This window comes from Streptomyces sp. NPDC003034, assembly GCF_053591375.1.
In genome coordinates this window covers 56,116-74,500 of the sequence record NZ_JBSFTS010000028.1, presented here as the reverse complement: position 1 = coordinate 74,500, position 18,385 = coordinate 56,116, and the positions used below count along the sequence as shown (strand labels likewise).

Here is an 18,385-nt window from a genome sequence, read left to right as displayed (position 1 = left end):
CACGGCCGCGACGAGGACGGCCGCGCACACGAGTGCGGCCGCGGCGAACAGCAGGCCGATCAGGAGACCGGTGAAGATCGTACCCAGAACGCTGCAGAAGGCCCAGCGGACCTGGGTGGCGCCGGCGGCCTTGTCGGCGTAGAAGACCTGGTTGGGGATGGCGACGACGCCGCAGCGTTCGGGCAGTGCGCGGCAGAAGGCGAGGCCGTCCTTCTCGCCGAGCGGGGTGATGTCGGTGGTGATGAAGTAGGTGCCCTGCGGGCGGTAGACCTCGAAGCCGGCCGCCGTCAGGCCGTCGGCGAGGATGTCGCGCTTGGCGGTGAGGTCGGCGCGCAAGGCCTCGTAGTACGGGTCGGGCAGGTCGAGGGCCTCGGCGATCGCGTACTGGAAGGGGCCCGAGGCGACGTAGGTGAGGTACTGCTTCGCCGAGCGGACCGCCGTGACCAGGGCCGGGGGCGCGGTGAGCCAGCCGACCTTCCAGCCGGTGAACGAGAAGGTCTTGCCGGCCGACGAGATCGTGACCGTGCGCTCGCGCATGCCCGGGAAGCCCGCCAGGGGGGTGTGGACCCCCTCGAAGACCATGTGCTCGTACACCTCGTCCGTGACGACCAGCAGGTCGCGCTCCACGGCGAGGGCGGCGACGGCGGTCAGCTCCTCGCGGGTCAGGACGGTGCCCGTGGGGTTGTGCGGGGTGTTCAGCAGGAGCAGCCGGGTGCGGGGGGTGACGGCGGCGCGCAGTTCGTCCAGATCGAGGACGAAGGTCCCGGCGTGGGGGCGCAGGGTGACGGGGACGCGGACCGCGCCGGCCATCGCGATGCAGGCCGCGTACGAGTCGTAGAACGGTTCCAGGGCGATCACCTCGTCGCCCGGTTCGAGGAGGGCGAGCAGGCTGGCGGCGATCGCCTCCGTGGCGCCCACCGTGACCAGCACCTCGGTGTCCGGGTCGTAGGACAGGCCGTAGAAGCGCTGCTGGTGGCGGGCGATCGCGGTACGGAGCTCCGGGATGCCGGGGCCGGGCGGGTACTGGTTGCCGAGGCCCGACAGGACCGCGCGGGAGGCCGCCTCGGCGATCTGGGCGGGGCCGTCCTCGTCGGGGAAGCCCTGGCCGAGGTTGATCGAGCCCGTGCGCGCGGCCAGCGCCGACATCTCGGCGAAGATCGTGGTGCCGAAGGCCGCCAGACTGCGGTTCAGGAAGGGGCGGTTACTGCTCGCGGGTGCACTCATGGGCGTCATCCTGCGGGCAACCTCTGGAGTAGCTCAAGTGTGCTTTGACCCGTGTGGCCTGCGGGCATCCCCCCTTCACGCGGGACGCGGGGATCCCGCTCCCCCGGGACGACCGGGGTGTGAGAGAGGGGCGGACATGCTGTTCGTCTTCATCGTGATCGGGCTGTTCTGCGTTGCCTTCGCCGTGACCAAGGCGTTCCGTTCGCACGGCGGCGGCTGGTCCTCCGGCTCCAGCGGCTGGTGGATCGGGGGCGGCGACTCGTCCGGGGGTTCGTGTTCGAGTGGCTCCTCGTCCTCCTGCGGGGGCGGCGGGGGGTGCGGCGGTTCCAGCTGACACGGGGCAGCGGGCACCGCAGCACAGGAGGGCGCCCGGCGGTGCAACTGCCGTCGGGCGCCCTCTCGTTCGGCGGTGCATGGCGACGCGCGGGACGCGACTTGTTGAACACGTGAACTGCGTAGCCCCCGGGGGGATGTAAACCACTTCAAGTTGGGTAAAAGCGATGTGAGTGCCGTGCCTTTCATGATTCCCTCGGTCGAGTAGACCAGTCCTCGGACCTCCCTGGACTTCCTGTGGACCCGTGCCGGTGCCCCCCACCCGTTGACCACCGCTGGCGGGCCCCGGCCCCTCTCCCCTCGCGCGTTTGCGGAGCCGACTCATGCTCACGACCCTCCAGACCTCTTACACCGACACGCGTGCCGCCGACCTCGCCTGGGCTCTGGGTCGGGACCGACTGCCCGCCCTGGCCGTACTGAACCTCGAACTGATGCACGCCAAGGTGGAATTGCGCCTGCTCGGAGCCTCCCATCAGGTGATCCTGGAGGAGGGCGAGGTGCTCTGCTCGGAGACCGTCGCCTGCATGCCCGGCAGCAGCACGCCGCTGCCGCTCGGTGTGGCCAAGCGGGCCGGCGACTGGGAGTACGAGTTCGCCGCGCGGGTCGAGACCCTCTCCCAGGGCTCCTTCGCGGGGCGGGCGCAGGAACTGCTCGCACTGGTCGCGGATCACCCGAACGGGCTCGCCGGTACCTTCCCGGGCAGTCCGCACGCCTTCACCGCCATGCTCGCGCAGCGCTACGAGGGGCAGGTGCGCTGGCGGACCTGGCACGCGTACCCGCAGGAGGGCCGGCTGGTGGCCACCCGTACGCGGGTCGGCGTGCGCCGGGGCGCCCCCGCCGCGGCGGCCGCGCAATCAGTGGCGCTGCTGTAGCGGGGGCTTGCCGGTCCGGGGCGCGGCCGTGGTGCGGCCGTTACGCCAACTGGCAGGCGTGCGGGGTCACTTGCACCCATGTGGGTGACGGGGTGCGGGTGGGCGGTGACGTACGGTTCGCTGCATGATCGACCGTTCCGTCCCGCGCCGGGTGCTTCCGGCTCCGGAGCCGCGGGGCAGGGAGACCGCCCCGGACGCCCTGCCCGTTAGGCCCCGGACCGGCCGGCTCCTCGTCCTGGCCACCGTCTTCGTCTGCGCTGCCTGCGGGCTCGTGTACGAACTGGAGCTGCTCGCCCTCGGCTCCTACCTCATCGGTGATTCCGTCACCCAGGCGTCGGTCGTGCTGTCCGTCATGGTCTTCGCCATGGGTGTCGGCTCCCTGCTCGCCAAACGGCTGCGGCGCCGGCCCGCCTTCGGCTTCGGCGCGATCGAGGCCGCGCTGGCGCTGCTCGGCGGGCTCTCGGCCATGGCGCTGTACGCGAGTTTCGCCTGGCTGGGCGAGTCCCGGATCACGCTCGTCGCCTTCGCCTTCGCCATCGGGGTACTCATCGGCGCCGAGATCCCGCTGCTGATGGTCCTCATCCAGCGCATCCGCAGACAGGACGCGGGCGGGGCCGTCGCGGACCTGTTCGCCGCGGACTACGTGGGCGCCCTGGTCGGCGGCCTCGCCTTCCCCTTCCTGCTGCTGCCGGTGCTGGGCCAGCTCTCCGGAGCCCTGCTCACCGGCACCGTCAACGCGGTGGTCGGCGGCGCGCTCGTGCTGTGGCTGTTCCGACGCGACCTGAGCCGGCGGAGCCGGTGGCTGCTGATCGCCGCCAACGCGACCGTCCTCGCGATGCTCGGGTCCGCGACCGTCCTCGCCGACGATTTCGAAGGCATGGCCCGGCGCGCCGTCTACGGCGCGGAGGTGCGGGTCGCCGTACGGACCGGGGTCCAGGAACTGGTGCTGACCGGGCCGCCGACCGGCTCGCCGCGCTCCCTGGACCTGTACCTCGACGGGCGGCTGCGGGTCAGCGGGTACGACGAGTACCGCTACCACGAGGCGCTCGTCCACCCCGCGATGACCGGCCCGCACACCCGGGTCCTGGTCCTCGGCGGCGGTGACGGGCTCGCCGCCCGTGAGGTGCTGCGCTACCCGGACGTCGCGTCCGTCACCGTCGTCGAGCTCGATCCCGGCGTGGTCCGCCTGGCCCGCACCGATCCGATGCTCTCGGCGCTCAACGCCGGGGTGTACGGGGATCCGCGCCTGGGCGTCGTCGCGCAGGACGCCTTCGCCTGGCTGCGGGGGCCGGCCGCGGGGGAACGCTTCGACGTGATCCTCTCCGACCTCCCCGACCCGGGCATCACCCCCAGCACGAAGCTGTACTCGCAGGAGTTCTACGGGCTGGCGGCGCGGGCCCTGCGCCCCGGTGGCCGGATGGCGGTGCACGCCGGACCCCTGGCGACGCGGCCGCGCAGCTACTGGACGGTCGAGTCCACCCTCCGCGCGGCCGGGCTGCTCACCGCCCCCTACAGCGCGGGCGGCCGGCTGTCGGGCTTTCCCGCCGGTCCCGACCGCACCCAGGGCGAGGCCGGCGAGCCGCCCCAGGACTGGGGCTTCGTCCTGGCGGCCCGCGGAGAGGCTCCCCCGCTGCACGTGGACCACGACACGCCGGGGCTGCGCTCGCTGTCGAGCCACTCCCTGCGGGACGCCGCACGCGACGCGCAACGGGCCCGGATGCCGGGACTCCCGCCGTCGACCCTGCCGCACCCGCGGTATTGAGGATTGACGCCGGGAGTCGGCGCCGGACCGGGTGCGCGGGGCCTCTCCTCGGTAGGCTCGGCCGCATGGAGCATCAGGTGTTCGTTCCGGTACCGGCAGACGACCTCCGCGCCGTGCTGCGCGATCCCGCCCGGGCGGCCCGGTGTGTGCCGGGGCTCCAGCAGGACGCGGACACGGAGTCGGGACCGCTCTCGGGCCGGCTCAAGATCCGGGTGGGCGGGCACACCGTGACCTACCGCGGGGCGCTGGCCCTCGCCGAACGGGCCCCCGATCACTTCACCGTCGACGGTGCGGGCACCGAGGTCCGGGGCACGGGCACCGTCACGCTCGCGCTCACGCTGCGGCTGAGCCCGCATGAGGACGGCACCCGGCTCGACTTCACCGCCGGGGCCGCCGCCGACGGGCGCGCCGCGGCCTTCGCTCCCGAGGCCGTCGCCACCTCGGTGCACCGGCTCCTCGACCGGGCCGCCGAGCAGCTCGCCGCACTGGCCACCGCTCCGGAGCCCACGTCCAACGCCGCGGTGGCGGAGGAGCTCCTGGCCGACGCCGTCGTGGAGGAGCTCCTGACCGATGAGGTCGCGCAGGAGCCCGTGACCGACGCCGTAGCGGAGGCCGAGGAAGCAGAAGAGGCCGAGGGCGAGGGTGAGGAGGGCCTCGGCATCGAGGAGGTCACCGAGTCGCTGTTCGGGACGGAGGTGCCGCCCTCGTCCCTCGACCCCTTCCTGGAAGGCGGGTTCGACGACCTCGACGACCTGGGTGGGCTGCCGCGTCCGCCGGCCGAGGCCGCCCACGCCCGCCGCACCATGATCGGCCGCAGCGCCGAGGAGGTGGACCACGCGCCGCCGCGCGGCCGGTACGCCCCGGTGCCCGCTCCCACGTACGGCAGCGCCGGTGACAATCTGCGCTGGATCGCCCCGGCCGCCGCCCTCGCCCTGGCCTCGGCGGTCGTACTGGGCAGGGCCCTGCGCCGCCGGCGCTGACCTGCGGTCGCCCACGGCGCCGGTGACCGCTGACCCGCATTAGGGTCGGCCGTATGAGTACGCAACTGAGCGCCGGCGGCGCCGAGGTGACCGTCGACCAGGAGAACGGCTGCCGGATCAGCAGTCTGCGCATCGACGGGACGGAGCTGCTGCGCCAGGGCCCCACGTACGGGTCCTTCCCCATGGTCCCGTGGTGCGGCCGGACCGCGTACGGCCGGTTCCACGACGGCGCGAGCGTCCACCAGCTGCCGGTCGACCACCCGCCGCACGCCCTCCACGGCCTGGGCCGCGACGCGGCCTGGCGTCCGGCCCGCGTCACCGCCACCGACGCGGCCTTCACCTACGACCTCACCGACCCGTGGCCGTACCCGGGCCGCGTCACCCAGATCGTGGAGCTGGCGCCGGACGCGCTGACCCTGACCCTGGGCGTCGAGACGTACGGCGACTCCTTCCCGGCGCAGGCGGGCTGGCACCCCTGGTTCCGGCGCAACCTCGGGCTCGGCGGGGACGTACGGATCTCCTTCGACCCCGCCTGGCAGGAGGAGCGGGGCGCCGACCACCTGCCCACGGGCAACCGCATCGAGCCGCGGCCCGGCCCGTGGGACGACTGCTTCGGCATGCCCGACGGCGTCGACGTCACCCTGACCTGGCCCGGCGCGCTGGAACTGAGGCTCACCAGCCGCTCGGAGTGGGTGGTGGTCTACGACGAGCAGCCCGAGGCCGTCTGCGTGGAGCCGCAGTCCGGCCCGCCGAACGGACTCAACACGCTGCCGCGCCTGGTCACCCCGGTGGATCCGCTGGAAACCTCCACGACGTGGACCTGGCGGCGGCTCACCTGAGACGCCTTGGGGCTCGCCTCAGGGGGTGTCCGACGGACACCCCCTAAGCTCGGGGGCATGAGTGACGTACGCGATGCGCTTCTGCAGCAGATCAAGGACAAGGCCGTCGTGCACGGCAAGGTGATCCTCTCCTCCGGCCGGGAGGCCGACTACTACATCGACCTCCGGCGGATCACCCTCGACGGGGAAGCGGCCCCGCTGGTCGGTCAGGTCATGCTCGACCTCACCGCCGAGCTCGACTTCGACTGCGTCGGCGGCCTGACCCTGGGCGCCGACCCGGTCGCGACCTCGATGCTGCACGCGTCCGCCGCGCGCGGTCAGCGGCTGGACGCCTTCGTCGTCCGCAAGGCGCAGAAGGCGCACGGGATGCAGCGCCGCATCGAGGGCACCGACGTGAAGGGCAAGCGCTGCCTGGTGGTCGAGGACACCTCGACCACCGGTGGGTCTCCGCTGACCGCCGTCGAGGCGGTCCGCGAGGCCGGTGGCGAGGTCGTCGCCGTCGCGACGATCGTGGACCGCGGGGCGGCGGACGCCATCGCCGGGGCGGGCCTTCCGTACCTCACGGCCTACCGCCTTGAGGACCTCGGTCTCTCCTGAAGCCTCGGCCTCCTGAACACGGCCCCCGGGGCCGGGCGGGCGGGGGCACCGACCGCGCGTCGGCCGGGCCGTCCTGAGGCGCAGCAACCGCGACCCGCCGAGCCGCGACCCCGCCCGAACCGACCTGATCGCGGTCTTGACGTGGCTGGGATCCGACCCGGCCCCGCCGCCGGACAGAGGGCGAACCAAGTCGTGACCAAGGCCTTCAGGAGCCCATGAGCAGGCTGTGACCTGCTCTTTTCCGAGCGGCCGGGATGTTTCACGTGAAACATCCCGGCCTGTTCGCTCCGGACCCGGCGACCACGGGGTGGAGTGTGGGACGGAGTCTGGAAAGATAGGCGCGACGGTGACGTCGCCCCCAGGTCAGGGCCCGCAATAAGCACACTCCCCGCACATCCAAGGAGCGGACAGATGCCCATCGCAACCCCCGAGGTCTACAACGAGATGCTCGACCGGGCGAAGGCAGGCAAGTTCGCCTACCCGGCCATCAACGTGACCTCGTCCCAGACCCTGCACGCTGCCCTGCGCGGCTTCGCGGAGGCCGAGAGCGACGGCATCATCCAGATCTCCACCGGTGGTGCGGAGTTCCTGGGTGGCCAGCACAACAAGGACATGGTCACCGGCGCGGTCGCCCTGGCGGAGTTCGCCCACGTCGTGGCCGGCAAGTACGGCATCACGGTCGCGCTGCACACGGACCACTGCCCCAAGGACAAGCTGGACGGCTACGTCCGTCCGCTCCTGGACATCTCCGCCGAGCGCGTGGCCCGCGGTCTGAACCCGCTCTTCCAGTCGCACATGTGGGACGGCTCCGCCGAGACCCTGGCCGACAACCTCGCCATCGGCCAGGAGCTGCTCGCCAAGGCCGCCGCCGCCAAGATCATCCTTGAGGTCGAGATCACCCCGACCGGCGGCGAGGAGGACGGCGTCAGCCACGAGATCAACGACGAGCTGTACACCACCGTCGACGACGCGCTGCGCACCGCCGAGGCCCTGGGCCTGGGTGAGAAGGGCCGCTACCTGCTGGCCGCCTCCTTCGGCAACGTCCACGGCGTCTACAAGCCGGGCAACGTGGTCCTGCGCCCCGAGCTCCTCAAGGACCTCCAGGCCGGTGTCGCCGAGAAGTACGGCAAGGCCTCGCCGTTCGACTTCGTCTTCCACGGCGGCTCCGGCTCGACGGCCGAGGAGATCGCCACCGCGCTGGAGAACGGTGTCGTGAAGATGAACCTCGACACCGACACCCAGTACGCCTTCACGCGCCCGGTCGCGGACCACATGTTCCGCAACTACGACGGAGTCCTGAAGGTCGACGGCGAGGTCGGTACGAAGTCCAAGTACGACCCCCGCACCTGGGGCAAGGCGGCCGAGGCCGGTATGGCGGCGCGTGTCACCGAGGCGTGCGCGAACCTGCGCTCGACCGGCACCAAGCTCAAGTAGGCACGTACTGAGCAGGCACGCACTCAGTAGGCATCTGCCGCGTACGCATATGAACGCGTGTGCTTCGAGCGCGAGCGGATAAGAGCGTTCGCGCTGCACCGAAGGGCCCGGCCCCCGTCCCGTGACGGCGGACCGGGCCCTTCGGTCGTTCGGGCTCCTCCCCGCCCACTGGTCCGCGTCCCCTGGTCCCCGTCCGTCCCGACGGGGACCAGGGGTGCCGGGGCGCCCCCCGACGCCCCGGTTCCGCGACCGTGCTCGTGGCCCGGCGGCGGGTCCGTCAGGCCGTCATCCCGTACGGCATCGGCTCGACCAGCTCGGTGCCCACGCCCGCCTCGAAGACCTCTTCGCCGTTCTGCACGCCGGTGACCTTGACCGCGGCCGGCCCGGTACGTTCCGCGTGGATCAGGATCGGCGAACCGAATTCGGCGTACCGCTGGTACGTACTCGACACGGACACGGGCAGTACGGCGGGAGCCGCGGTCAGCGCCACGGCGGCCTGGCGGGCGGCCTCCAGCAGGACCATGCCGGGGAGGTGGTCTCCGAGGTGGTCGAAGAGCACCGGATGGCGGGTGTCGTACCGCAGCTGCCACGTGACGGCGGCGGCTGCCCGCTGCGGGGCGGCGGCGAGCACCACGTCGAAGGGGGAGAAGCGACCCACCTGGGCGGGCTGGAGCGGCGCGGAAGGCAGCGAGGGGGTGGGCGTGCGGGTCAGCTGCTCGGCGCGCAGGCGGCGGTAGACGGCGGGGGAGGCCACGTTGTAGCCCGCGTCCCCCGTTGCCACCACGAGGTCGCCGTGGCGCATCGTCACCCGGTAGCGAAGCGCCTGGAGCTGGGAGCCGCGCCGGCGTATCTCGGTGCAGGTGACGTCGAGGTCCAGGTTGGCCGGGGTATCGCCGATGACCAGGTTCTCGGGGATGGTCGTGTAGTCGAGGCCCCACAGCAGGAACTGGTGGCCGAGGGGCACGTCGAAGGCCTGGTGGGCGATGTAGGAGCCGACCTGGCGGATCGTCTCGCAGATCAGCATCGGGTCGTAGTGCGTGCCGGCGATGGGCGCGAAGAAGCTGTGTCCGCGCGGGAGTTGGGCGGTCACGTGGAACCGGTCCTCGGCCGGTCGGCACATACCGGTCAGGAAGACCTCCGCGAGGGCGGCGCGGTGGACGAGCTGGCGGGGCACGGTGGTCGTCAGCTGCCGCTGTGCCCGTTCCGGACACGTGCAGTCCACGGCGGTAGAGGTGTGGTGGGCGAGGACGTTCGTCGGTTCCAAAGTCGTGATCATAAGTTCCCCGAGATCATGGCCGGAGGTGGCGTCCTCGCTTTATGCCGCGAAGTACGTACTCCCGGGTTTGGTTGACTCCTAGAGGAATACCGGAAGTTGCGTCGGTCCTGGCTTGAGAGTGACGTAAACCACACTGGAAGGTCTAGCGGAGTAACCAGTTCCATGAATGAAGCCCTGGTCAATGGAAACACAAGCCAGTTTTCGTCACTCTGCGTCAATTTTCGGCCCACTGGACGCATCTTCAGGGAAGTCGGGTATCTTTTCTCCAGTGCCGACCGCGTACCTGGAAGTATTTTTTGGGGGCCTTCCAGGGCTCTGCGGGTGCTCCCGTCGGCAGGTATCCGGCCGCCCGCCCCGCTCGCTCAGGGCGCGCCGCCCCTCCCGTACCGTCTCGGGCCCCCTCCGATTGGAGACCGATGCACGCCCTCCGGCACGTCAGCCCGCTGGGTCACCTGCGCCTCGCAGCCGTGAACATCGACGGGGTCCTGCTCAACGACACCTTCAGCCCGGTGATCCACCACTTCGTCACCAGCCGCGGCGGGATCTACGACGTGGACGTCGAGCGCGCGGTCTTCTCGCAGTCCCAGACCGTCGCCGCCCGGGCTCTCGGTGCCGCGGCCGGCGTGGACTGGAGCCCGCAGGAGGTGCTGGACGTCTACTTCGAGGAGCGCGCCGCCTATCTCGCGGACCACCCGCTCCACGTGATGCCCGGCGCGGAGGAACTGCTGCTCCGGCTGCGGAGCCTGGGCCTGCGCACCATCTGCTACGGCGGCCTGGACAAGCGGCACTTCGACACGTACCTCGGCCGCTACGCGCACCTCTTCGACGGGCCGGGCTACATCTGCACCAACGACTTCCGGCCGGGCATCCACGAGATCGCGGCGGAGACCTTCGGCCTCGACTACGACCGGGCGCTCTTCATCGACGATGTCGCCAGGGTCTCCGAGGCCGCGCGCGACCTGCGGGTGCCCTTCATCGGGCACCCGAGCGACTTCGAACACGGCTTCCAGGCACGGCTGATGCGCGACGCCGGGGTGCGGCACGTGGTCGGCTCGCTCGGCGAGATCGACGAGGAGCTGCTGCGCGGGCTGGACGCGGAGGCGGCCGTGGGCCGCGCGTGGGCCGCCGCCTGAGACCACCCCGCCTGACGCGGGGCGTGCCCGTGCCGGGCCGTGCCCCGGCCCTGCCGGGTACCGCACCACCCCGTCCGGCGAAACCCCGTACCGCATCACCTCGTACCGCACACCCGTGCCGGTTCCCCCGGTGGCGGCGAACCTCGTACTGCGAGAACAAGAAGGAGAGTCATGGCAGCGGAGCGCATGCTCGACGGCAAGGTCGCGCTGATCACCGGCGCGAGCAGCGGTATAGGGGCCGCCGCAGGGCGGGTCTTCGCCCGTGAGGGTGCCAAACTCGTCCTCATCGCCCGCCGGGAGGACCGGCTCAAGGAGCTGGCCGCGGAGCTGCGGGCCGGGGGAGCGGAAGTCGAGTACGCCGTGGCGGACGTGACCCGTCGCGCCGACACGGCGGCCGCCGTCGAGTTGGCCGTCGGGAGCTTCGGCCGGCTGGACTGCGCCTTCAACAACGCGGGCTGGGGCGCGGGCCGTACCCCGCTGCACGAGATGACCGACGAGCTGTACGACCGGATCATGGACGTGAACCTGCGCGGGGTGTGGAACTGCATGCGCGACGAGATCGCGGCGATGTTGACGACGGGCGGCGGCGCCATCGTCAACAACAGCAGCGTCGCGGGCATCGTCTCGACGCCCGTGGCCTCGCCGTATGTCGCCGCCAAGCACGCCGTGATCGGCCTGACCAAGGCCGCGGCCGTCGAATACGCGGCTCTGGGCATCCGGGTCAACGCCGTTGCCCCGGGCACGACGCGCACCGAGGTGGTCGAGGAGTGGTTCGCGGCGGTGCCGGAGATGGAAGCACGACTGCACGCCGCGACCCCGCAGCCGCGTACCGCGGAACCGGAGGAGATCGCCGAGGCGGCGGCCTGGCTGTGCAGTTCGCGTGCGTCGTTCGTCACGGGCGCCACGATGCCGGTGGACGGAGGCTTCACGGTGGTGTGAAACTCTACTCAGAAGTACGTACCCGGAGGCATGTATTGCCGATCGATCGGGGGCATGGAGAGGGACAGATACGCATGAGGACTGAACGACCCCAGGTCAAGCAGGACCGCGCGGTGCGCACGCGCCAGGCCATTCTGGAAGCGGCGGCCGTGGTGTTCGAGGACCGCGGCTACGACGCGGCGAAGCTGACGGACATCGTCCGCTTGGCCAACGTCACGAAGGGCGCCCTCTACTTCCACTTCGATTCGAAGGAAGACCTGGCTCAGGCGGTCATAGACGCGCAGGTGGGCATGAACCCGGCCTTCACTCCGCAGGAGTTCAAGGCGCAGGAGTTCGTCGACATCGGCATGATCTTCTCGCACCGCCTCCAGCACGACGTGCTCATGCGCGGCAGCGCGCGGCTGACCTTGGAGCAGAACGGCAGGGCGCTGGACCGGGCCGCGCCGTACCAGGGGTGGATCGAGCTGCACACGACGCTGCTGGCCGAGGCCAAGGCGCGGGGGGAGCTGCTCTCGCACGTGGATCCGGCCGGTCCGTCGCGGCTCGTGGTGGGCTCCTTCGCGGGGCTCAACGTCATGTCGCAGACCCTGGGGCTCGATCTGGACGAGGAGGTTTCGGCGCTCTACACGAGCGTGATGCCGAGCCTGGTGGTGTCGGCCGTGGCGATCCGGCTCGACACCGCACCGGGCCGGGGGGCGCGTGCGCTGCACGGGCCGAACGGCGCTCACCTGTGTGATTGCGCGGGTGCGCGGCCGTGGGCTGCCGAGGTGGCGCCTGCCGTGCCCGCCGCCGGCTGACCGCCGCCCAGGGCTGATCGCCGTACCCGGCTGAGCCCTTGACCGCCGTACCGGGCTGAGCCGAGCCGCTCGGCCGCTCACTCCTGTCTCCAAAAACTCGTACCGACGCGATCCCCCTGCCCTCACCAACCGGCAGGGGGATCGCGTGCTGTGCCGCGCGGTGTTGCCGAGCCGCTAGCCAGAAACAAAATGCCGGGTATTATTTTATGCGTGCGGTCGCGCATGCCGAGCCCTGCCTTGCCCCCTGGGAGAAGACTGTGGACATTGACGTACTCGGAGGACTCGACGTCCTTGAGAACGGCGTGCCGGTCGCGCCCGCGGCACCGCCCGCGCGACAGGTCCTGGCGGTCCTGGCGGGCCACGCCGACCAGATGGTCCCGGTCGCCGTGCTCGCCGAGGAACTGGAGGCTTACGCACCGCCCGAGCACACCCGGGCGGTGCTGCACTCCTGCGTGCGTCAGCTGCGCGAGCGGCTGGCCGCCGCCGTGCGCCCCGGCGGCCCGCGCAAGGCGGCCACCATGCTCGTCCAGACGCCCGGCGGATACCTGCTCGACACCGATGGCGGTCGCTCCGACCTGCGGGACTTCGCTCGGGAGGCCGGTGCCGGCTATCGCGCCATGGCGCGGGGCGACCACGAGACCGCCGCCCGCAGGCTGCGCGGAGCGCTGCGCCTGTGGAAGGGCCCGGCCTTCGACGGTGTGAATCCGGGGCCACGGCTCGCCGAGCTGATCGCGGACCTCGAAGCCACCCGGAAGTCGGTCGTGGAGCAGTGGGTGGAAGCCGAGCTGGCCCTCGGCCGGCATCGCGAGCTGCGCACAGGGCTGGCCGAGCTCTCGCGCCCGCGGGGCGGTGCGGGGGACAGCGGCTGGGGACGGCTGCGCCCGGTCCTCCGGGCGGCGGGACCGGCGGGGCCCGTTCCACCTTCGGGAACCGGGTCTGTTTTCCGGGCCTCGGAGCTCGCCGGTACACAGGAAACATACCGAGCACTCGCGGATGTGCTGCGAGCGGACTTCGGTGCCGCGTCCGGTGCCGGTTCGGATGCGGGTACGGCGGCCGCCACAGCCAGTGCCCTGCGGCGCACCCTGCTGCGCGGAACGCCCTCACCCTCCCTGGCCTGACCTGCCCCGTACCCGGTCGTCCCGGCGATAGCCGTGTCCGGCCCCGCCCCCGCGGCAACCCCATCGCCAGCTCCCGACCCCGACCCGCCTCGCGGCCCTCGCCTCCCCGACGCCTGCTTGACCGTGGCCGGACCGGAACCTAGGTTCGGATCGCTTTGGGAGCCGCCGCCACGGGGTACGGCGCCGGCCACGGGGGGATGAGGCGTTATGGCGTGGGACCACGGGACCGGTGTGCTCGCCGTGCTGGAACTCCTCGCCCAGGAGGCGTCATCGGCCCGCATCGACGAACTGCTGCACGACGCCCTGCGCTCCGGCGCCGGTGAAGCCGAACTGGCCCAGATGGCCAAGGCCGCCGTCCTGGCCCGCACGGTCCTGGCCAGCGCCGGCCGCGGCCGGGCCCGGGAGGCCGCCCTCTCCGCGCTCGTGGACACCGCGCACGACCTGACCTCGCCCTACGACCTCGACAGCCTGCTGCGCGTCATCGCCAGGAGGGCGCGCCGACTGCTGAACTTCGACATGGCGTTCGTGAGTCTTCGGCGCTCGGACGGCACCTCCTACGTGCGCACCTCCGAAGGGGACACCACCGCGCTGGGCGTCGGATGCGAACCGGGGGCCGGCCCGAGCCTCGGCAGCCTCGCCCAAGAGCGCCGCGCTCCCGTGTGGAGCGCCGACTACCCCGAAGACGACACCGTCCCGCACAATCCGGCCGTCGACGCGCTGGTACGGGCCGAGGGGCTGCGCGCGGTCATCGCGGTCCCGCTGCGCCACGGCGACTCCACGCTGGGCGCGCTGTACTGCGCCCACCGCAAGGTCCGCCACTTCACCCCGGACGAGATAGGGGTGATGCTCTCGCTGGCCGACCTGGCGGCGCTCGCCGTTCAGAAGGCCAGCCTGCTGGAGCGCACCCGGGACGAGGTCACCGAGCTGGAGCACTTCAGCTCCGCGACCAACACGACCCTGACCCGCGTCCGCCACCTGTGGGAGTGCCACGCGCGCCTGGTCCGGCTGGTACTCGACGGGGCCCGGCTGTCCACGCTCGCGCGGGCGACCGCGGACGCGCTGGACGGCGTACTGCAAGTGCGGGATCCGGGCGGGCGCCCGCTGACCGCCGCCGATGACATGCCCGGCCTGGACGAGGAGGCCGTCACCCGGGCCGCGCTCCAGGCGCACACCGGGCGGATCCCCGTCGCGCTTCCCGGAGAGGTGTGGGTGGCGCCGGTGACGGCCGGGGCCGAGGACCTCGGGGTGCTGGTCCTGCGCGCGTCCGCGCCGCTGACGGACGAGGACGTGCGGTTACTGGAGCTGGCCGCGCAGGCGGTGGCCGCCCTGCTGCTGATCCAGCGGGGCACGGCGGCGGCCGAGGGCCCCGTCCACGACGAGCTGCTGCAGGACCTGCTGGACCGGCCGCACCGCGCCGACCTGGATCTGCGGGAGCGCACCCGCCGGCTCGGGCTCGACCTGGACGTGCCGCACGTGGTGGTGGTGGCCCGCCCCGAGGGCGGGGAGCTGGGCAAGGCGGTCGCCTGGGCGAGCTCGTACGCGTACCGCCGCAGCGGCCTCAAGGGTGTGCGCCGGGGCTGCATCGTGCTCCTGCTGCCGGGCGGCGACGCATCGCTGGCGGCACGTCAGGTCTCGGCGGAACTGTCGCCGCTGCTCGGCCATCCCGTCTCCACGGGTGCGGCCGGCCCCACCAAGGGCGCCTCGGGCGTGGCCGCGGTGTACGAGGAGGCCGCGCGCTGCCTGGACGCCCTGACCGCGCTCGACGGAGTCGGCGGCACGGCGTCCCTGCGCGAACTGGGCTTCCTCGGACTGCTGCTGTCGGCCGACCACGACGTGGACGCCTTCATCGCCTCCACCATCGGGCCGGTCCTGGAGTACGACGAGACGCGGCTCACCGAGCTGACGCGCACCCTGGACGCGTACTACGAATCCGGCGGCAGTCCCACGCATGCCGCCGAAGCCCTCCACGTGCACCCGAACACCGTGTCGCGCCGCCTGGAGCGCATCGCGGAACTCCTGGGCGAGGGCTGGCAGAAGCCGGCCCAGGCCCTGGAGATCCAGATGGCTCTGCGGCTGCGCAAGACGCGCGTGGTCCTCCAGGACCACCGCGCGGCGCCGGAACACGCGTGCCCCCGGAGCGAGGCCTGACGGCCCCGCCCGGGGACCCCGCCGCCAGGGGGGACGGCCCTGGGACTTCTCGTCGCAGTCCCCCCGGGGGGTGGGGCTTGGACGAGAGGACCTGGCGGCGGGGAGCTTGTCAGCGGCCTGCCAGGGCCGCGTGGGCGCGGATGGGCGCGGCGGGCCGCCGCATGCCGAGTCCCGCCGCCACGCCCACCGGCACGCCCAGGCGCGGGGGCGCCAGGGGACGGGCCACCGGCGCGGACGCAGCCGCGCGGGCCACCGGCGCGGACGCAGCCGCCGGGAGCTGGATGCCCCCGCCCAGGGCAAGGGCCGCGTGGGCTATCGAAGCCAGCGTCACATGGCGGTGCCAGCCCGGCAGGGACCGCCCCGAGAAGTCGCGCAGCCCGACCTCCCGCACGCTGTCCCCGGCCGCCATCGCCACCCGCCGCGCCTGCTTCGTCATCCGGACCAGCGCGCCGGGCGGCGTCCGCGTCATGTCCGTCAGCCACAGCTGTGTCGGGAGCCTGCGCGCGTCCGGCCACTCCCCGAAGAGCAGCACCTCGCGCCGCCGCCCCGGTGCCGGGTCCGGCACCATCACCCGTACCGCCGCCACCAGCGAGCTGCGCCGGACGCCGGGCCGGTCCGGGTCGGCCCATTCGACCGGCATGCGCAGGCCCCGTACGTTCTGCAGGATGTCCCGCGCGGACAGCGTGCCGGCCCCGAATCCCGGCAGCGCCGGATCGGTCACCAGCAGCCGTGCGGCGGAGCTGACGCGTGCCACCACGGGCACCCGGGCCTCGGCGAACCGGTTCAGCGTGGACCGGGTGGCGATGTCGCGGATGTCGAGGACCACCGGCCGTACGGACATCTGGCCGTCTCGTACGGATTCCAGCACTCCGGTCACGGCGCAGGCCTCGTACGACTCCTCCGTGTGCTGCGGATCGCGCTGCTCGCAGTCCGGAGCCGTCGCTCCCGGCCCCCGGCCTTGTCCCTGCGGCTGCCCCTGTCCCAGTCCCAGTCCCTGTCCCTGTGCCCGTCCCGGTTCCCGGTCCCCTTCCCGCTCCCCGCCGCAGCGCTGCGACTCGTCCTCCGGCAGGAACAGCCGCCACCCCACCGGCGTGGTCACACCGGCGGAGGTGAACCAGGTCCCGAAGGCCTGCTGTCCCCGGAACATCTGGCCCTGGTGCGGGTCGAAGCGGTGGCCCACGCCCACCGAGTGGTCCCCGCCCTTCGGGATGGCCATCGGCTGCGCGACCCACGCGTTGAGCGGGGTGGTCTGCCCCAGGTACTGCGTGAGCGCGGTCCGGATCGGCTGCCAGTCCCAGGTGGAACCGGCGATGAAGTGGTGCAGGGCCTGTTCGGCGGCCGGACCGCCGGGCCCGATCTGATGGGCGATGTTGCGGATCGACTTGCGGCCCTCGGCGGCGAGCAGTCCGCGTACGTACTGACGCCCCCGCTCCCGTTGGTCCCGGCGCCGCAGTGACGTGAACACCGCCGCGCACAGTTCCTCGACCGCATCGTCCACCGCGTCACGTCGGAGCCGGACCGCGGGACCGCGCTCCGGCTGCTGTCGATCCGTGCCCGGTCTGGTGCTGTTGGTCCTCATGGCGCTGTTGGTGTTCACGACATCCCCCTTCGTCGATGGCACCTCTACCGTCGTTCCGGGGGACCCCTCTCGGGGAGGTGTGCCGGGCACACGGCTGGGTCGCGCGGTGGTGGGGAGCCCACCACCGCATCGGGCCCGGGGGTCAGACCAGCAGGGGTGCGACGAGGGCCGGTCCGGTGGCGGCGCCGAGGTGGTAGCAGGTAATGAACAGCCCTATTCCGCTTAGGGGTTGCGCATCCTGCGGCCCGCCGGTGGCCAACCGCGACAGCAGGACCCGTCCCACCGGGACCGCCAGGAGCGCGACGGCGCCGCACGCGAGCGGGAGCACCACCCCGGGCCCCGGGCCACCCCCGGTCAGGGCGGCCGCGGCGAACGGGAAGCCGAACGGCGCGGCGGCCAGCAGGAAGGCGAGTCCCAGGACGCTGACCGGCGGCGGCGTACGGCCCCGCACGGCGGAAGCGGCACCGCGCCGCCCGCCCGGCCGGACCTGGAGCCAGCCCACCAGCAGCATGCCCGCCACCAGCAGTACGGCCCCGGCCACGACCGGCGCCTGCGGCACGCACAGCAGCGCGGTGACCCAGACGGCCAGCAGCCCGGCTCCGAGGCGGCCGAAGGCGCCGGGGGCGCCGTCGGCGACGACGCTCGGGCGGGTCCGGGTGGGGGCGGGCGACCAGCCCGCCACCACCGGTACGGCCACCAGGCCCACGGCGGTCAGCATCAGGACCAGCCGCCACGGCGCCACCGCCGCCAGCAGCCACCCGGCGGCCGGCGCGACGGCCCCCGCGGCGGCGATCCCGAGGACGAGCACGCCCGCCCGGCGCGGCGTCGCCGCCAGGGTGATCGCCACGGTGGTGAGCCCGCCGCCGCCGACGCCTTGCAGGGCGCGCCCCGCGACGGCGGGCGCCAGCACGGGCCAGATGGCCACCAGGACCGTTCCGGCCAGCATCAGGGCCGCGCTCACGATCACGGTGACCCGTGCTCCGCGGCGCGTGATCAGCCGCGCCAGCAACGGCGTCCCGACGGCCACGCCCCACCCGAAGCCCGTGCTGAGCCAGGTGGTGGCCGGGCCCGGGACCGCGAGCCCGGTGGCGAGGTCCGCGGTGAGCAGCGCCGGGACGGTCATCCCGAAGCCGAGGGGCGCCACGAGCAGCAGGAGCCAGCCGACGGGCACCCGCCGGACGGCGGCGGGCGCGGGCCGCGTTCCCCGCCCGGGACCCGGCCCTGGCCCCGGCCCCGGCCCCGGTCCCGGCCCCGGTCCCGGCCCCGGCCCCGGCCCCGGTCCCGGCCCCGGCCCCGGCCCCGGTCCCGGTCCTGGCTCCGGTTCGGGGCTCGCCCCGCCCAGCGCTTCGTACGC

15 protein-coding genes and 1 pseudogene are annotated in these 18,385 nt (G+C 72.8%); 12 read left to right on the top strand and 4 right to left on the bottom strand.

The genetic code is table 11. The annotated features are described in order from the left end of the window. On the bottom strand, positions 1-1,233 hold a 1,233-nt coding region (locus tag ACWDX7_RS24240; protein WP_451751614.1), incomplete at its 3' end, for a pyridoxal phosphate-dependent aminotransferase. 127 nt (positions 1,234-1,360) lie between these two features. Between ACWDX7_RS24240 and ACWDX7_RS24235 the strand changes: the two genes are divergently transcribed. The 7 genes from ACWDX7_RS24235 to fbaA all read left to right on the top strand — a co-directional run bounded on the left by ACWDX7_RS24235 (position 1,361) and on the right by fbaA (position 8,041). Next, positions 1,361-1,558, top strand: coding sequence for a hypothetical protein (locus ACWDX7_RS24235; protein WP_451492157.1), 198 nt, complete (start codon positions 1,361-1,363; stop codon positions 1,556-1,558). Positions 1,559-1,880: 322 nt separating this feature from the next. After that, positions 1,881-2,429, top strand: coding sequence for a DUF2617 family protein (locus ACWDX7_RS24230; protein ID WP_451492156.1), 549 nt, complete (start codon positions 1,881-1,883; stop codon positions 2,427-2,429). 124 nt (positions 2,430-2,553) lie between these two features. After that, positions 2,554-4,191: a polyamine aminopropyltransferase gene (locus ACWDX7_RS24225; protein WP_451492155.1), complete on the top strand. Its 1,638-nt coding sequence runs from the start codon at positions 2,554-2,556 to the stop codon at positions 4,189-4,191. A gap of 65 nt (positions 4,192-4,256) precedes the next feature. Then, on the top strand, positions 4,257-5,171 hold the full coding sequence (locus ACWDX7_RS24220; RefSeq protein WP_451492154.1) for an SRPBCC domain-containing protein: 915 nt from the start codon (positions 4,257-4,259) through the stop codon (positions 5,169-5,171). A 53-nt stretch (positions 5,172-5,224) separates the two neighbouring features. Continuing rightward, positions 5,225-6,010: an aldose epimerase family protein gene (locus ACWDX7_RS24215; protein ID WP_451492153.1), complete on the top strand. Its 786-nt coding sequence runs from the start codon at positions 5,225-5,227 to the stop codon at positions 6,008-6,010. Between the two features lie 57 nt (positions 6,011-6,067). After that, complete coding sequence (pyrE, locus tag ACWDX7_RS24210) at positions 6,068-6,607, top strand: orotate phosphoribosyltransferase (RefSeq protein ID WP_451492152.1); 540 nt, start codon at positions 6,068-6,070, stop codon at positions 6,605-6,607. Between the two features lie 411 nt (positions 6,608-7,018). After that, positions 7,019-8,041: a class II fructose-bisphosphate aldolase gene (gene fbaA, locus ACWDX7_RS24205; RefSeq protein WP_451492151.1), complete on the top strand. Its 1,023-nt coding sequence runs from the start codon at positions 7,019-7,021 to the stop codon at positions 8,039-8,041. Between the two features lie 277 nt (positions 8,042-8,318). Here the strand turns inward: fbaA and ACWDX7_RS24200 are convergent, their stop codons facing one another. Beyond that, positions 8,319-9,305: a ScbA/BarX family gamma-butyrolactone biosynthesis protein gene (locus tag ACWDX7_RS24200; RefSeq protein ID WP_451492150.1), complete on the bottom strand. Its 987-nt coding sequence runs from the start codon at positions 9,303-9,305 to the stop codon at positions 8,319-8,321. Between the two features lie 428 nt (positions 9,306-9,733). On the opposite strand from ACWDX7_RS24200, the gene ACWDX7_RS24195 reads away from it, so the two are divergent. The 5 genes from ACWDX7_RS24195 to ACWDX7_RS24175 all read left to right on the top strand — a co-directional run bounded on the left by ACWDX7_RS24195 (position 9,734) and on the right by ACWDX7_RS24175 (position 15,452). Next, positions 9,734-10,450: an HAD family phosphatase gene (locus tag ACWDX7_RS24195; RefSeq protein WP_451492149.1), complete on the top strand. Its 717-nt coding sequence runs from the start codon at positions 9,734-9,736 to the stop codon at positions 10,448-10,450. 171 nt (positions 10,451-10,621) lie between these two features. Then, positions 10,622-11,389: an SDR family NAD(P)-dependent oxidoreductase gene (locus ACWDX7_RS24190; RefSeq protein ID WP_451492148.1), complete on the top strand. Its 768-nt coding sequence runs from the start codon at positions 10,622-10,624 to the stop codon at positions 11,387-11,389. Positions 11,390-11,463: 74 nt separating this feature from the next. Beyond that, on the top strand, positions 11,464-12,186 hold the full coding sequence (locus tag ACWDX7_RS24185) for a ScbR family autoregulator-binding transcription factor (protein ID WP_451492147.1): 723 nt from the start codon (positions 11,464-11,466) through the stop codon (positions 12,184-12,186). Between the two features lie 257 nt (positions 12,187-12,443). After that, positions 12,444-13,304, top strand: a complete 861-nt coding sequence (locus ACWDX7_RS24180; RefSeq protein ID WP_451492146.1) for an AfsR/SARP family transcriptional regulator — start codon at positions 12,444-12,446, stop codon at positions 13,302-13,304. Positions 13,305-13,511: 207 nt separating this feature from the next. Beyond that, complete coding sequence (locus ACWDX7_RS24175) at positions 13,512-15,452, top strand: GAF domain-containing protein (protein WP_451492145.1); 1,941 nt, start codon at positions 13,512-13,514, stop codon at positions 15,450-15,452. 262 nt (positions 15,453-15,714) lie between these two features. On the opposite strand, the pseudogene ACWDX7_RS24170 reads toward ACWDX7_RS24175, so the two are convergent. Both ACWDX7_RS24170 and ACWDX7_RS24165 read right to left on the bottom strand, forming a co-directional pair. Then, a pseudogene (locus ACWDX7_RS24170) lies at positions 15,715-17,031 on the bottom strand (IS701 family transposase); the annotation flags it as partial. 142 nt (positions 17,032-17,173) lie between these two features. Beyond that, positions 17,174-18,202, bottom strand: coding sequence for an MFS transporter (locus ACWDX7_RS24165; protein WP_451492144.1), 1,029 nt, complete (start codon positions 18,200-18,202; stop codon positions 17,174-17,176). Positions 18,203-18,385: the final 183 nt, after the last annotated feature.